Raw genomic sequence first — 14,328 nt, forward strand, 5'->3', positions numbered from 1 at the left:
CCGCGGCAAGATCGATCTTGGCCACACCACGGCCATAAGGCAGCAACAGCCGCTCCTCGATACCCATACCGGCCGCCACCTCACCCAACGGCCGAAGCGAGGCAGCCTCCGCGATAGCCAGATCCGATGGGAAGGACATGGGCTCTCCTGTTCGGTTCCGCCACGGATGGTGGACGGGTCGTCTCGGGTTGCTCTCAGGCGGTCATGTCCGGACGTCGCCGGTCACGAGTCTCGAACCGCTCGCCGAGCAGATCCGAGGCCCACGATGCTGTCGCCACCAGCGACCCGAAGGGGAAGAAGTGCAGGCGGCACAACAGGCTGTGAGGGTCGGCGGCCACCGCGGCCGCCAGGCCGACCACGGTGTCGTAGGGCCGATAGACCGGCGTGGTCACGAGTTTGAGGACGCCGCCGGACTGCTTGCGCAGCACCGTGAGCGAGGGGCCTACCCCGCAGGACAGCCCGAACTTCAGCAGCCGCCCCGGAGAGGTCAGCCCGGGCAACCCGACGTGCACCGGAAGAGTGTTGCCTGCCTCCCGGATCCTGCGCTCCCACGCCACGATCGGTTCCGGGGCGAAGCAGAACTGCGTGACGATGCGGACGTCGAGGCCGCGGTCGCGGGCGATGCGGTTCTTGGTCGACAACGCCGTGGCGAGTGCATCATCGTCGATGTCGGGACTGCCCTCCGGATGTCCGGCGACGCCGACGCGGACGATGCCGGCCTCCTCCAGGCACCCTGAGTCGAGGATCTGCGCGGCCTCGTGGAACTCGCCCGCCGGGGTCGTCGACGAACCGGCCACGAGCAGCAGGTCCGTGACGCCGACCTCGGCGAGATCGGCCAGCCGCCTGCGGAGGGTCGACCGGTCGGGCACCGCGCGGGCCGCCAGATGCGGCACCGGCCGCAGACCGTCACGGACGAGTCGCCGCGCGACCGCGACCGTGTCCGGCCAGGGCGTCCGCGGCAGGAACGTGAGGTAGACCTCGGTACCAGCGGCGAGAACCTCGGACAGGGGCGGCAGCGTCGCCGCCTCCTTCGGCGTGATCTCCACGCTGAAGGGATCGGCGAGGCTGCGCAGCGCCATGGTCACGGCGTCGTCACCGGAAGGTGTCGTCGGCATCGCTTCCTCCGTGGACGGTCTGGCGGCCCGACCTACCGACCGAGCCCGATCGCCGGGAGGCCTGCCGGTCGTGATGGCTGAACTGGATCGCCGCGCTCGGCGTCCCCCTGCGGTGCGCCCATCCCTCGTTCCTCCACGACGCCCGGTCACCTCGCCCGACGAGTCACGTGCCCTGACGGCGCTACTGTTGCGCAATCCCCAACAGCACTCACCCTTCGCAACACTGTCCCGCGAAGACCAGACCACGGTCAAGCCGTCGAGCTGATCCGGGTGTGGCCACGAGGACTCACCCGCCGCGGCGGCGGCGGATCTCCGCGTTGATCGCGGGCACGATCTCGTGCATGTCGCCCACCACGGCGTAGGTGGCCTTGGTCATCATCGGCGCGTCCGCGTCGGTGTTGATCGCCACGATGGTCTTGGAGCTGGCGCACCCGGCCCAGTGCTGAATGGCACCGCTGATGCCGCACGGGATGTAGACCTCGGGGGAGATCCGGCTGCCGGTCTGGCCGACCTGCTCGTGGTGGGGGCGCCAGCCGAGGCTGGTCACCACCCGGGAGACGCCGAGCGCTCCGTCGAGCAGGCCCGCCAGCTCGACGACGCCGTCGAAGCCGTCCGCGCCCCCGGCGCCGCGGCCGGCGCCGACGACGACCCTGGCCGACCGCAGGCTTCCGGACCGGTCCGGCTCCCCCGGCTCCGTCGCCACCACGCGCGCCACGAGATCGGCCTCGGCCACCTCCGGGACGAACTCGTGCAGGGTCGCGGGGGCGCCCTCCACCGCGGCGGCCTCGACGGCGTGGCCGGCGACACTGAACAGGGCGGGACGGTCGTCGAGCCGCATCTCCTCCAGCACGGCTCCGCCGACCACCTGCCGGGTGACCACGAAGGGCGACGGACAGCCGACGACGTTCGCGGCCATCGCCACCCCGAGCCGGGCGGCCACATGGGCCAGCACCTCGTTGCCTCGGGGGCTGCCGGACACCGTCACGGCAACCGAGCCCGTGGTCTGCCGCACCGCCTGGACGGCGGCCGCCCAGGCCGCGCCGCCGTAGGCCGAGAACGCGTCGCCGACGGCGTGGTGCACCTCGCTCACGCCGTACCGACCGAGCTGTTCGACGATGCCGTCCGGGAGCGCGCCGACCACGACCGCGTGCACCGGTCCGCCCTCGGACCACACGTCCCGCGCGAACGTCACCGTCTCCAGGGATGCCTCCGTGGCGCCCGAGCTCTCGGTCTCCACGAACACGAGGATCACCGTGCCACCCCCAGCTCCCGCAGCAGGTCGACGACGGCCGGCGCCGCCGACGGCCCCTCGCCGAGCACCGTGACGGCGCTGGGCTGCGCGGGGGGCGACGTCAGCCGCACCCGCCGCGGGCCGTCGGGCTCCCGGCCGGGCACAACGGTCTCGACCATGATCTTCTTGGCCTTCATCCGCCCCGTGATCGTCGGGTACCGCGGCTCGACCCCGCCCTCCAGCACGGTGACGACGGCGGGCAGCGGCACCCGGTAGGTCTCGACGCCGCCGTCGGCGCCGGCGCCCCGCGCCGTCGCGCTCCCGCCGGCCACCTCGACCGTCTTGACGCCGTTCACCACCGGCCTGCCGAGCTCGTACGCGAGCCGGATGCCCACCTGGAAGTCCCCGGTGTCGGCGGCGTCGTTGCCGAGCAGGATCAGGTCATAGGTGCGACCAGCGGCCTCATGGGCGGACACGACAGCGGCGATCTCCCTCGCCACGTCCGCCGGGCCGAATCCCACCGGGTCGGCCTCCACCAGCACGGCGGCCGAACACCCGACACCGAGCACTGACCGCAGCTGTTCGACCGCCTCCGCGGGACCCAGCGTCAGCGCGGTCACCGCGCCACCGTCGACCCCGGCGATCTTCACGGCGATCTCGACCGCGCAGCTCTCGTGCGCACTGACGGTGAAGCCGACGAACCGGGCATCGACCGCTTGGGCGTCGCCGGTCAGCAGGACCTCCCCGGACGAGTCCGGCACCCTCTTCACGCAGACCAGCACATCGGTCATCGGACGCGCTCGTTCGCCGGGTCGAACAGCGGCGTCGTGTCGACGGATCCGACCGTCACCGGGTACAGCTCCTCCATGTAGGACACGGCGAGCCGGTTGCCGACCACGGCCTGGTCGGGCGGCAGGTAGGCCATCAGGACGTGCTTGCCGAGCGAGGGCGCCGAGCCGGCCGACGTGACGTAGGGGTGGTGCCCGTGGCCGTCGGTGAGGACGCCGCCGTCCCGGGTCAGGATCGGCTCTCCGCCGAGCATGTAGCGCCGCACACCACTGGCCGACATGTGGTCGTCGACCGTCATCGTGCACAGCACCGCCTGCGGGGCGGCAGAGCGCTGCGCGACGTAGGCCTCCCGGCCGACGAACTCGGCCGTCTTGACCTTGGGGCGCTGCATGGCGGCCTCGACGATCGAGCGCTCGCCGTCGAGCTCGGTGCCGTACGCGCGGTAGCCCTTCTCCAGGCGCCCGGTGGTGCCGTACACGCCGATACCGACCGGGACCGCACCGTGCGGGCGGCCCGCCTCGTGCAGCAGTTGCCACACCCGGGCCCCCTGCTCCATCGGCACGTAGAGCTCCCACCCGAGCTCGCCGACGTACGAGATCCGCGACGCGAGCACCGCGATGCTGTCGACCTCGAGCGCGCGGCTGGTCAGGAACCCGAAGCCGGCGTCGCTGACGTCGTCGTCGGTGAGGTGGCCGAGGATGTCGCGAGCCCGCGGGCCCCACAGTCCGATGGTGGTGAACGCCGACGTCAGGTCGACGATCTGCGCCGTGCCGTCGGCGGGCAGGTGGTCGGAGAACCACTTCAGGTCGGCCATGCCGTGCGCGCCGCCGGTCACCACGCGGTACCGGTCGTGAGCCAGGCGCATGACCGTCAGGTCGGACCGGAACCCGCCCCGCCCGTCGAGCACCGGCGTGTAGACCACCCGGCCCTCGGCGACGTCGGCCTGGGCCACGACGATGCCCTGGACAGCGGCCATCGCGCCGGGGCCGACGACGTCGAACATCGCGAACGCCGACAGGTCGACGATCCCGGCTCGCTCGCGCATCGCGAGGTGCTCGGCGTTGATGATCGGCGACCACCAGCGGGCGTCCCACTCGTGCTCGCGCGGCATCACCGCGCCGCCGTACTCCGCGAGGAGGCCCTCGTTGCCGGCGTACCACATCGGACGTTCCCAGCCGGCGGTCTCGAAGAAGACCGCGCCCGCGTCCCGCTCGGCGGCGTGCATCGGTGCGAGCCGCTTTCCCCGCTCCCCCGCCCACTGCTCGGAGGGGTGCACGATGCCGTAGGTCTTGTTGAACGCCTCGGCGGTCCGGGATCGCACGTGGCCGCGGGCGCGCTGGTGCGGGTAGAAGCGGGCGATGTCGCTGTGGTGGACGTCGATCTCGGAGTGCCCGTGGGTCATCCACTCCGCCACCGCGCGGCCGACACCGGGACCTTCCTTGATCCATACGGCTGCGGCCGACCACAGGCCCTTCACCTCCGGGGTCTCCCCGAGGATCGGCGCGCCGTCGGGGGTGAGCGAGAGCAGGCCGTTGATGGAGTACCGGATCTCGGCGCCATCGGCACCGAGGGCGTCGGGCATGAGTTCGAGGGCCTGTTCCAGCTGAGGATCGAAGTCGTCCTCGGTGAACGGCATCTCGGTGGGCGACAGCTTCGCCTGTTCGATCGACGGGATGTCGGCCGGGTCGTGCAGGATCGCGCGGTGGGCGTAGGAGCCCACCTCAATGTCGGCGCCGTGCTGGCGCTCGTAGCAGAAGGTGTCCATGTCCCGGACGATCGGGAAGGAGATCTCGCCCTCGCGCTCGGCGAGCTGCGGGATCGGGCCCACCGAGATCATCTGGTGCACCGCGGGCGTCAGCGGGATGGCGGCGCCGGCCATCGCCGCGAGCTTCGGGCTCCAGACCCCGCACGCGATCACGACGGTGTCGGCCTCGATGTCGCCGCCGCTCGTGCGGACCCGGCGGATGCGGCCCTGCTCGACATCGAGTCCGGTGACCTCGACGGTTGGCACGACGGTGAGGGCACCGAGCGCGAGGGCCGTCCCGCGCATGATCGTGCCGGCGCGCAGCGAGTCGACGACGCCGACCGACGGCGTCCAGAAGGCACCGAGGATCTTGTCCTTGTCGAGGAACGGCACCCTGGCGACGACGTGGTCGGGGCTGACCAGCTCGGCCTCGATCCCCCACGCCCGCGCCGAGGACATCCGGCGGCGCAGCTCCTCCATCCGTTCCTCGGTGCGAGCCACCTCGTAGCCCCCGGACTCGATGAAGACACCCATCTCCTTGTACTGACGCATCGAGTCCAGGGTCAGATCGGTGAGCTCGCGGGAGTGATCCACCGGGAAGATGAAGTTCGAGGCGTGCCCCGTGGAGCCGCCGGGGTTGGGCAGTGCCCCCTTGTCGATCTGGACGATGTCACGCCATCCGAGAAGGGCGAGATGGTGGACGAGGCTGTTGCCGACGATGCCGGCTCCGATCACCACGATGCGGGCACGAGACGGAACGCTGGCCATGACTCCCTACCTTCCCTCCGACGGCGACGAACGGCACACTCGTCGCACAGGTACCGACCGACGTGCCGTTCGTCGGCTTCTCGACATCGCTCAGTCGCCCAGTTCGCGGCGGCGGCGTGTCACGTAGGCCTCCAGCTCCTGCCGCACGGACTCGTCCAGCTCGGGCTGCTCGTACTCGGCCAGCTTCTTCGTCGCGTACTCCCCCGCCCTCGCCGCTGCGTCCTTCGCCCCGTTCCGCATCCAGCGGTCGTAGTTGTCCGAGCTGGACACGAAGGGTCGGTAGAAGCAGGTGCGGAAACGCTCCATGGTGTGCGCGGCGCCGAGGAAGTGGCCGCCGTGGCGCACCTCGTCGTGAGCACCGAAAGCCAGCGACGCCTCGTCGATCTCCAGCGGGGTGAACTCGTGCTGCAGCATCTCCAGCACCTGGACGTCGAGCACGAACTTCTCGTAGGACGCCACGAGTCCGCCCTCGAGCCAGCCAGCGGTGTGCATGACCCAGTTGATCCCCGCGAGGAACGTCGGCAGCATCGTCATCAGGCTCTCGTAGCCGGCCTGCGCGTCCGCCGTCTGGCTCGACGTCAGCCCGCCGCCCGAGCGCACCGGCAGGCCGAAACGACGAGCGATCTGGCCCGTACAAAGCAGACCTATTCCGGATTCGGGCGTTCCGAAGCAGGGCGAGCCGGACTGCATGTCGATGTTCGACAGGAACGAGCCGAAGATCACCGGGGCCCCAGGCCTGATCAACTGCGAGAGCGTGATGCCCGTAAGCGCCTCGGCCATCTGCTGCGCGAGCGACGCGGGAATGGACACCGGGGACATCGCACCCATCAGCAGGAACGGCGTGAGCACCACGGGCTGGTTGGCCGCGGAATATTCGAACTGCGCTTCCAGCATGCGGTCGTCCCACCGCAGGGGCGAGTTGCAGTTGATCAGCGAGATCGTCGCCGGCGTGGACTCGATCGCCTCCCGGCCGCCGAAGAGGATCTCGGTCATGGCGAGCGTGTCGCGGGCGTTCACCCCGGACACGACGTTGCCCATGTAGATCTTGTCGGTGAGGGTCTGCAGGGCATAGGTCATGTCGAGGTGGCGCGAGTCGAGCGGGGTGTTCTCCGGCTCGCAGATGATCCCACCTGCGGAGTCGAGGCTGGAGAAGCTCTGCGCGAGCTTCGAGAAGTTGCGGAAGTCGTCCATCGTGGCGTCCCGGCGGACGCCACCCTCGCGGACGAACGGTGGCCCGTAGACGCTGCCGAAGACCATCGCGTCGTCGCCGATGTGAACTGAGTTGGCCGGGTTGCGCGCCTGCACGTCGAAGGAGCGGGGCGCCTTGGCCACCTGTTCGAGCACGAAGTCCGGGTCGAAACGGACGCACTGGTCCTCGACCTTCTGGCCGGCCTGGCGGAACAGTTCCAGCGCGCGATCGGAGAGGAACTCGACACCGATCTCGCTGACGATCTTTTTCCAGCCCCCGTCGAGAGTGGCCATGGCGTCCTCGGAAAGGATCTCGTAGCGGGGCATGGCGTTACGGAACATGCGAGCTCCCCAGGCAGGCCTTGACGAGAACGGGTACGGGCAGGACCCTAACTGCATTCCCCGGAACACAGGTCCCACATGATGGAACTCTTGCCAGGGCGACGAGAAACGGAAATCCGCGATGCCGACACAGGTGGGCAGCCAGGCCGTGGACCGCGCGAGTGCCCTTCTGGCGCTCGTCGTCGAGTCCGGCGGTCCGCGCAGCTTCACCTCGCTCGTGGACGAGCTCGGGCTGGCGAAGTCCACCACCTCCCGGCTGCTGCAGGCCCTGGAGCGCAGCAGGCTGCTGCAGCGCGACCAGAGCGGCGCGTTCCGCCCCGGCGCACTGTTCTCGATCTACGCCGCGCGCCCGAGCGCACTGCACGATCTCGCCGAGCTCGCCCGCCCCACGCTGGCACGGATCGGGGAGCTGAGTGGGGAGACGGTGAACCTCAGCGTTCCCCGGGGCCACGAGGTGGTGCAGATCGCCCAGGTCGACAGCCGCTACCTGCTGGGCTCCACGAACTGGGTCGGCGTCGACGTGCCGGCCCACTGCACCGCTCTGGGCAAGGTGCTCTTCGCCTACGGCGCGCTGCCCCTGCCCCGCGGCAACCTGGAGCGCCGTACCGCGCATTCACCGGTCGACGGGGCGCAGCTGGAACACATGCTCGTCGAGGTGCGCCGCCGCGGCTGGGCGGTGTCGCTCGACGAGCTCGAGGACGGTCTGGCGGCCGTCGGGGCTCCGGTCCGCGCCGTCGACGGGGCGGTCGCCGCCGCCGTGTCGGTTTCCGGGCCGACCACCCGCATCAACAACCACGGGATCACGCGGCTCGGCGACCTCCTGGTCACCGAGACTCGTGGGCTGTCCGCACAGCTCGGCCACAACCCGGGAAGAGAAGGCGTTGCATGACCGATCACGAGATCCTGACCGCGCTCTACGACGAGACGCTCGTCGGCAACGCCCCCCGCGTGCTGGAGCTGACCCATGAGGGCCTGGCCCAGGGCATGACGCCGGAGACGATGCTCTTCGACGCCCTCATCCCCTCGCTGGAGGAGGTCGGCGCCCGGTTCGAGCGCGGCGACTTCTTCGTGCCCGAGATGCTCGTGGCCGGACGCGCGATGGCCGGGGCGCTCGACGTCCTGCGCCCGCTGCTGGCCGAGACCGGCGCACAGACCGTCGGCACGTTCCTGATGAGCACCGTCAAGGGCGACGTACACGACATCGGCAAGAACCTGGTCGACATCATGCTCGAGGGCGCGGGGTTCCACGTGATCGATCTCGGGGTGCAGGTCTCGCCGGAGAAGCTGATCGCCGGGGTGCTGGAGCACAAGCCCGACATCGTCGGCTTCTCGGCGTTCCTCACCACGACCATGCCGATGTTCAAGGCCAACATCAACGCGCTGCAGAAGGCGGGCCTACGCGACTCGGTGATCGTCATGGTCGGTGGGGCACCGGTCACGCAGGAGTACGCCGACGCGGTGGGCGCGGACGGTTTCGCCGCCGACGCCTCCACCGCTGTCCGTAAGGCCAAAGAACTGCTCGCCCGCCGCCGCGCCGCCGTGGGGGTGTGACATGCACACGGTCGTGTCGTCGGCCACCCGCGAGGTTGTGATCGGGTCCGACCAGCCCTTCTGCCTCATCGGGGAGCGGCTCAACCCCACGGGACGGCGGATCTTCGCCGACCAGCTGCGTACCGGCGACCTGTCCCGCATCGCGGTCGACGTCGAGCAGCAGGTGGCCGCGGGCGCCACGATGCTGGACGTCAACATGGGGGTTCCTCTCACCGACGAGGCCGACCTGCTGGCCCGTGCGGTCACCATGGTGCAGGGCCTCACCGACCTGCCGCTCTGTATCGACTCCTCCGTGGTCGAGGCGTTGGAGGCCGGATTGGCCGTCTACCGCGGCAAGGCGCTGGTCAACTCCGTCACCGGGGAGCGGGAACGGCTCGACGCGATCCTGCCGCTCGTGAAACGCCACGGGGCTGCGGTGATCGCCCTTCCCAACGAGGAGGACGAGATCCCCGACGACCCCCGCAAGCGGCTGGAGATCACCCACAAGATCCTCGACATCGCCGTCGGCGAGTACGAGATCCCGCTGTCCGACATCGTCGTCGACCCGCTCGCCATGCCGATCGGCGCCGACTCGACCCTGGTGTGCAAGACGCTCGAGACCATCTCGCTGATCCACGACGAGCTCGACCTCAACATGACCCTCGGCGCATCGAACGTGTCGTTCGGGATGCCGGGCCGGCCCGCGCTGGGAGCGGCGTTCCTGGCGATGGCGATGCGGTGCGGGCTCACCAGCGCCGTCATGGACGTCCGTACCCCGCAGATCGTGGAGGCCGTCAAGGCCGCCGACCTCCTGCTCGGCAACGACGAGTGGGGGGCGGCGTGGATCGCGGCGTACCGAGCCCAGAAGGCAGCGCAGGTCTCGTGACCCCCGACGCGCTCCCTCCCGCGGAGCGGGTCAAGATCTCCTTCGAACCCGACGGCGGGCAGCCCCGCGAGGTGCGGGTGCCGGCCGGGGTCACGCTGTTCGACGCCGCGAGCTGGAACGGGATCGCAGTCGACTCCACGTGCGGCGGCCACGGCACCTGCCGCAAGTGCAGGGTCCGCGTCGTCGACGGGGAGGTGCCCGTCTCGCGACTCGACCCGCGGGCGTTCGGCCTCGACGAGCTCCGCCTGGGCTGGCGGTTGGCCTGCATGGCCCCCGTCCGGGGCGACGTGCGCGTCGAGGTCCCGCCGCTGGTCACCCGGCCGAAGGCGGCGACGGTGGGGGTGGGGAGGCAGGTGATCCTGCGCCCGGCCGTGCAGAAGCGCTACGTGGAGCTGACCGAGGCGACGCTGGCCGACCAGCGCACCGATCTCGAACGCCTCCTCGCCGCGCTGGACGACCTGGAGGTGCGGGCCGACCTGCGCGCGCTGCGGAACCTCCCGGGTGCGTTGCGGCAGAGCGACTTCCGGGTCACCGCCGTCGTCGTCGACGACGTCCTGGTCGACGTCGAGCCCGGCGACACCAGCGCCCGGCGGTTCGGCATCGCGTTCGACCTCGGCACCACCACCGTGGCGGCGACGCTGCTCGACCTGGCCACCGGTACCCCCGCCGCGGTGACGTCGATGCTCAACCCGCAGCAGCCCTTCGGCGGCGACGTCATCACCAGGATCAGCGCCACGATGCTGGACCCCGACGCGCTGGGGCGGCTCACCGCGCTCGCCCACTCCTGCCTGGACCAGCTCGCGAGCGAGGTCTGCACGGCGGGAGCGGTCGAGCCGCACGAGGTCTACGAGATCGCTCTGGCCGGCAACGCGACCATGACCCACATCGCGCTCGGTATCGACCCGGAACCGCTCGGGGTCGCCCCGTTCGTCATGACCAGCCGCTCGTTCGACGGGCTGCTCGCCGCCGACCTCGGCGTCACCGTGAACCCGGGCGCCCGCGCGTACCTGTTCCCGGCGCTGGGCGCCTACGTCGGTGGTGACATCGTCGCCGGCGCGCTCGCGTCAGGGATGGACCGCGACAAGCGCATCCGGCTGTTCGTCGACGTCGGCACGAACTGCGAGATCGTGCTGGCCGACGGCGACCGGATCCTCGCCACGGCCGCCCCGGCCGGTCCCGCGTTCGAAGGCGCCCAGATCCGCTGCGGCATGCGGGCCGCGCCGGGCGCGATCGAAGGCGTCAAGATCAGCGACGACGACGTCGCGTTGCAGGTGATCGGCGACGTCGGGCCGGTCGGGCTGTGCGGCTCGGGGCTCGTCGACGCCGTCGCCGCACTGGTGCAGGTGGGGCTGCTGGACGCCTCGGGCCGGCTGATGGCGGCTGACGTCGCCGCTGTCACCGCCCCCGGGCTGGCCGGGCGGCTGCGGCAGGTCGGCGAGGAGCGGGTGTTCGTCCTGCACGAACGGGGCGATGATCCCGCGGACGCGGTCTATATCTCCCAGCGCGACGTACGAGAACTGCAGTTCGCGAAGGCCGCGATCGCCACCGGGTGGCGGCTGCTCGCGGCCGAGATGGGCATCGACCCGGCCGACGTCCAGCAGGTGCTGCTGGCCGGATCGTTCGGCAGCTATCTCTCCCCCGCCAGCGCCGTGCGGATCGGCCTGGTCCCCGGCGTCTCGGTACTGCGGATCGTCAGCGCGGGCAATGTCGCGGGCGAGGGCGCGAAAATGGCGCTGCTGTCGGTGCGCGAGCGGGCCGCCGCCCACGCGTTGCTGGAGGAGGTGCGCTACGTCGAGCTCTCCGACCGTCCCGACTTCAACGACCGCTTCATCGACCAGCTGGCCTTCCCCTCCTGACTCTCGTGTCGCGGTGGTCGCGTGCGGGGCGATCGCCGGGCACCTCGTCGAGATCGCCACCCGCCGGGGCTGGCCGGTCGACGTCCACCCGCTGCCGCCGCTGTTGCACAACCGGCCGGAGCGAATCGCCGCCGCCGTGGAGACCGCTGTCGCGATGCTGCGCGAGCGCTACGCGGCGGTCGCGGTCGGGTACGCGGACTGCGGCACGTACGGCGCCCTCGACGCGGTCTGCGCGCGGCTGGGCCTGAGTCGGCTGAGAGGCGCGCACTGCTACGACGTCTTCGCCGGCGTGGAACGGATGCGGGCGTTGCTCGACGAGGAACCCGGCACCTACGTCCTCACCGACTACCTGGCGCTGTCGTTCGGGCGATCGGTGATCGCCGAGCTCGGGCTGAACCGCTGGCCCGAGCTGCACGCGGACTACTTCCGCCACTACCGCCGCGTCGTGTGGCTGGCTCAGCAGGACGCTCCTCGGGTGCGAGCCGCAGCCGAGCGGGCGGCCGCGTACCTGCGGCTGCCCCTGGAGGTCGCGGTGGTCGGTGACGCGGGACTCGAGCGTGACCTGGCCGGGTTCGTGTCCGGAGACCGCGTGGTGGAGATCGGAGGCCGGTTCAGCCGGGCTTGAGCGCGCCCCGGGCTCAGAGACCCAGGTCCGCGCCGGTCAGGGGGCGACCCGGGAGGTCGGTACCGGGCTGAGCGCGCAGGCCGTCGAGCATCAGCGTCATGCATCGCTCCGGTGCCAGCCGAGCGGCCTCCTCGAAGGAAACGGGGAGTTGGCGCACCAGCAGCACGAACATCATCGCCACGTCACCGGTGTCGATGTCCGTACGCAGGGTGCCCTCGGCCTGCGCGGCATGCACCACGCCGTCGAGCACCTCGATCATTGCGCGGCGGAGTTCGTCGGCCTCCAGGTCATCCTGGAGGATCGTCCTGGCCAGCGGCGAGGCCATGGCGAGCTGGACGGTCAAGCGGAGTTCCTGCGACTGGCGAAGGAACCGGACCAGCGCCTGCCAGGCCGTGGCTTCCTCCGCCACTGCGGTGCGCGCCTCGGCCAGTGCGTTGCCGAAGTTGTCCCTGGCCACTGCACGGATCAGGGCTTCCCGATCAGGGAAGCGGCGGTACAGCGTCCCGACCCCGACGCCCGCCGCGCGGGCGATCTCCTCCATCGGCACGTCCGGGCCCTGCGCGGCGAACCGCTCCTTTGCCGCGGCCAGGATCTGGTCGCGGTTGCGGCGCGCGTCGGCCCGCAGACCTGCCTCCGACTCCGCCGTCATCTCCACCATCTCTCCGGATCGCGCAGATTTTCGCACGTCGTCCGGTTCGCCGAGAGTCGTCTCCTCTGCAGGTGGACGGAACGCCTCGCCGTGCGTAGCCTGGGGGCAGTAAGCGGAAGGAAAGCCTCCACATAGGCTTTGTCCGGATTGGGGCCCCGCCATGACCGAAGTGGCCGACCAGCAGGTTCCGTCGTTCCCGATGCAGCGCACGTGCCCGTTCAGCCCACCGGCCGAGTACGGCGAGCTCCGCGAGAAGAGGCCGATCGCCCGCGTTCTACTGCCGTCCGGGCGGCATGCCTGGTTGGTGACGAGACACGCGGATGTGCGCGCGGTGTTGACCGATCCACGGTTCAGCTCCGATCGCCGCCACCCCGACTTCCCGAGGCTGATCAAGTTCCCGCAGCCCAGCTTGAACTTCACCCCGTCGTTGATCGGGATGGACCCGCCCGAGCACGGTCCGGCACGGCGCGCGGTGGTCGGAGAGTTCACCGTCAAGCGGGTCCAGGCGCTACGGCCGCGGCTCCAGGAGATCGTCGACGACCGAATCGACGCGATGCTGGCCGGACCGCGGCCGGTGGACCTGGTGCAGGCACTCTCGCTGCCGGTGCCCTCGCTGGTCATCTGCGAGCTGCTCGGCGTGCCCTACGCCGACCACGACTTCTTCCAGTCACGGTCGAAGCTGCTGTTCTCCCGCACCACGAGCCCGCAAGTGCGGCAGAGCGGGATCGACGAGCTCCGGTCCTACCTGGACGACCTGGTCACCGGGAAGGAACGCGAGCCGAGCGACGACCTGCTCGGCCGGCAGGTGCTCCGACAGCGCGAGGCCGGCACCCAGGATCATGCAGCGCTGGTCTCGCTCGCGTTCCTGCTGTTGATCGCCGGGCACGAGACCACAGCGAACATGATCTCGCTGGGCACCGTCGCGCTCCTGGAGAACCCGGAGCAGCTCGCCATCATCAAGGCCGACCCGGGCAAGACACCCGCCGCCGTCGAGGAGCTACTGCGGTATTTCACCATCGTCGACACGGCGACGTCGCGGCTGGCACTCGAAGACGTGGAGCTGGGCGGGATGCACATCCGGGCAGGCGAAGGCGTGATAGCGCTGGGCAACGCGGCCAACCGCGATCCGGAGGCATTCGACGACCCGGACGCCCTGGACGTCGAGCGTGGCGCCCGGCACCACGTGGCGTTCGGTTTCGGCGCCCACCAGTGTCTCGGGCAGAACCTGGCGCGGACGGAGCTGCAGATCGTGTTCGACACGCTGTTCCAGCGCATCCCGGAGCTGCGGCTCGCGACCACTGTCGGCGACCTGCCGTTCAAGGACGACGTCGTCATCTACGGCCTCCACGCGCTCCCGGTGACCTGGTAGACCTGACGGAAGCGGAGGTACAGCCGTGCGAATCGTGGCGGACACCGGGCGATGCGTGGGCGCCGGGCAGTGCGTGCTCACCGAGCCCGAGATCTTCGACCAGGACGAGGACGAAGGCACGGTCGTGCTGCGCACCGAACAGGTCAGTGGCGACGCCCTGGAACGCGTGCGGCAAGCCGTGCACATCTGCCCCAGCCAAGCGCTCTCGCTGAGCGAGGACTGATGAGACAGCGGGC

At 70.5% G+C, this 14,328-nt stretch carries 13 protein-coding genes; 7 read left to right on the plus strand and 6 right to left on the minus strand.

Going from position 1 to position 14,328, the window contains the following annotated elements; translation table 11 throughout:
- Positions 1 to 194 precede the first annotated feature (194 nt).
- From JWR81_RS00600 to JWR81_RS00620, 5 genes are all read right to left on the minus strand, one after another.
- Complete coding sequence (locus tag JWR81_RS00600) at positions 195 to 1,115, minus strand: methylenetetrahydrofolate reductase (RefSeq protein ID WP_297645265.1); 921 nt, start codon at positions 1,113 to 1,115, stop codon at positions 195 to 197.
- 286 nt (positions 1,116 to 1,401) lie between these two features.
- Entirely contained in the window at positions 1,402 to 2,367 is a 966-nt protein-coding gene (locus tag JWR81_RS00605) for an electron transfer flavoprotein subunit alpha/FixB family protein (protein ID WP_297645268.1), read from the minus strand.
- Positions 2,364 to 3,137: an electron transfer flavoprotein beta subunit/FixA family protein gene (locus JWR81_RS00610; RefSeq protein ID WP_297645271.1), complete on the minus strand. Its 774-nt coding sequence runs from the start codon at positions 3,135 to 3,137 to the stop codon at positions 2,364 to 2,366. Before JWR81_RS00610 ends, JWR81_RS00605 begins: the two co-directional genes overlap by 4 nt.
- Positions 3,134 to 5,647, minus strand: a complete 2,514-nt coding sequence (locus tag JWR81_RS00615) for an FAD-dependent oxidoreductase (protein WP_297645273.1) — start codon at positions 5,645 to 5,647, stop codon at positions 3,134 to 3,136. The genes JWR81_RS00610 and JWR81_RS00615 overlap by 4 nt, the downstream gene beginning before the upstream one ends.
- A 90-nt stretch (positions 5,648 to 5,737) precedes the next feature.
- Complete coding sequence (locus JWR81_RS00620; protein WP_297645276.1) at positions 5,738 to 7,177, minus strand: trimethylamine methyltransferase family protein; 1,440 nt, start codon at positions 7,175 to 7,177, stop codon at positions 5,738 to 5,740.
- 121 nt (positions 7,178 to 7,298) lie between these two features.
- Between JWR81_RS00620 and JWR81_RS00625 the strand changes: the two genes are divergently transcribed.
- From JWR81_RS00625 to JWR81_RS00645, 5 genes are read left to right on the plus strand one after another with little or no spacing between them, the layout of a single operon-like run.
- Positions 7,299 to 8,066 carry an IclR family transcriptional regulator gene (locus JWR81_RS00625; protein ID WP_297645279.1) on the plus strand — a complete coding sequence of 256 codons (768 nt, stop codon included), beginning with the start codon at positions 7,299 to 7,301 and terminating at the stop codon, positions 8,064 to 8,066.
- Positions 8,063 to 8,728 (plus strand): corrinoid protein, encoded by a 666-nt coding sequence (locus JWR81_RS00630; protein WP_297645282.1) that lies wholly within the window; start codon positions 8,063 to 8,065, stop codon positions 8,726 to 8,728. The genes JWR81_RS00625 and JWR81_RS00630 overlap by 4 nt, the downstream gene beginning before the upstream one ends.
- Before the next feature lies 1 nt (position 8,729).
- Positions 8,730 to 9,593, plus strand: coding sequence for a dihydropteroate synthase (locus JWR81_RS00635; RefSeq protein WP_297645285.1), 864 nt, complete (start codon positions 8,730 to 8,732; stop codon positions 9,591 to 9,593).
- A complete protein-coding gene (locus tag JWR81_RS00640; protein WP_297645288.1) occupies positions 9,590 to 11,449 on the plus strand; it encodes an ASKHA domain-containing protein in 1,860 nt (619 codons plus the stop codon). The genes JWR81_RS00635 and JWR81_RS00640 overlap by 4 nt, the downstream gene beginning before the upstream one ends.
- A 13-nt stretch (positions 11,450 to 11,462) precedes the next feature.
- Entirely contained in the window at positions 11,463 to 12,074 is a 612-nt protein-coding gene (locus JWR81_RS00645; RefSeq protein WP_297645291.1) for a DUF1638 domain-containing protein, read from the plus strand.
- Positions 12,075 to 12,087: 13 nt separating this feature from the next.
- Here the strand turns inward: JWR81_RS00645 and JWR81_RS00650 are convergent, their stop codons facing one another.
- Complete coding sequence (locus tag JWR81_RS00650) at positions 12,088 to 12,723, minus strand: TetR/AcrR family transcriptional regulator (RefSeq protein WP_297645299.1); 636 nt, start codon at positions 12,721 to 12,723, stop codon at positions 12,088 to 12,090.
- Between the two features lie 160 nt (positions 12,724 to 12,883).
- Between JWR81_RS00650 and JWR81_RS00655 the strand changes: the two genes are divergently transcribed.
- Positions 12,884 to 14,092, plus strand: coding sequence for a cytochrome P450 (locus tag JWR81_RS00655; protein WP_297645293.1), 1,209 nt, complete (start codon positions 12,884 to 12,886; stop codon positions 14,090 to 14,092).
- Between the two features lie 25 nt (positions 14,093 to 14,117).
- On the plus strand, positions 14,118 to 14,315 hold the full coding sequence (locus tag JWR81_RS00660) for a ferredoxin (protein WP_297645296.1): 198 nt from the start codon (positions 14,118 to 14,120) through the stop codon (positions 14,313 to 14,315).
- The last annotated feature ends 13 nt before the right edge of the window (positions 14,316 to 14,328 follow it).

The sequence above is a fragment of the Pseudonocardia sp. genome, assembly GCF_025965585.1.
Lineage (GTDB): Bacteria > Actinomycetota > Actinomycetes > Mycobacteriales > Pseudonocardiaceae > Pseudonocardia.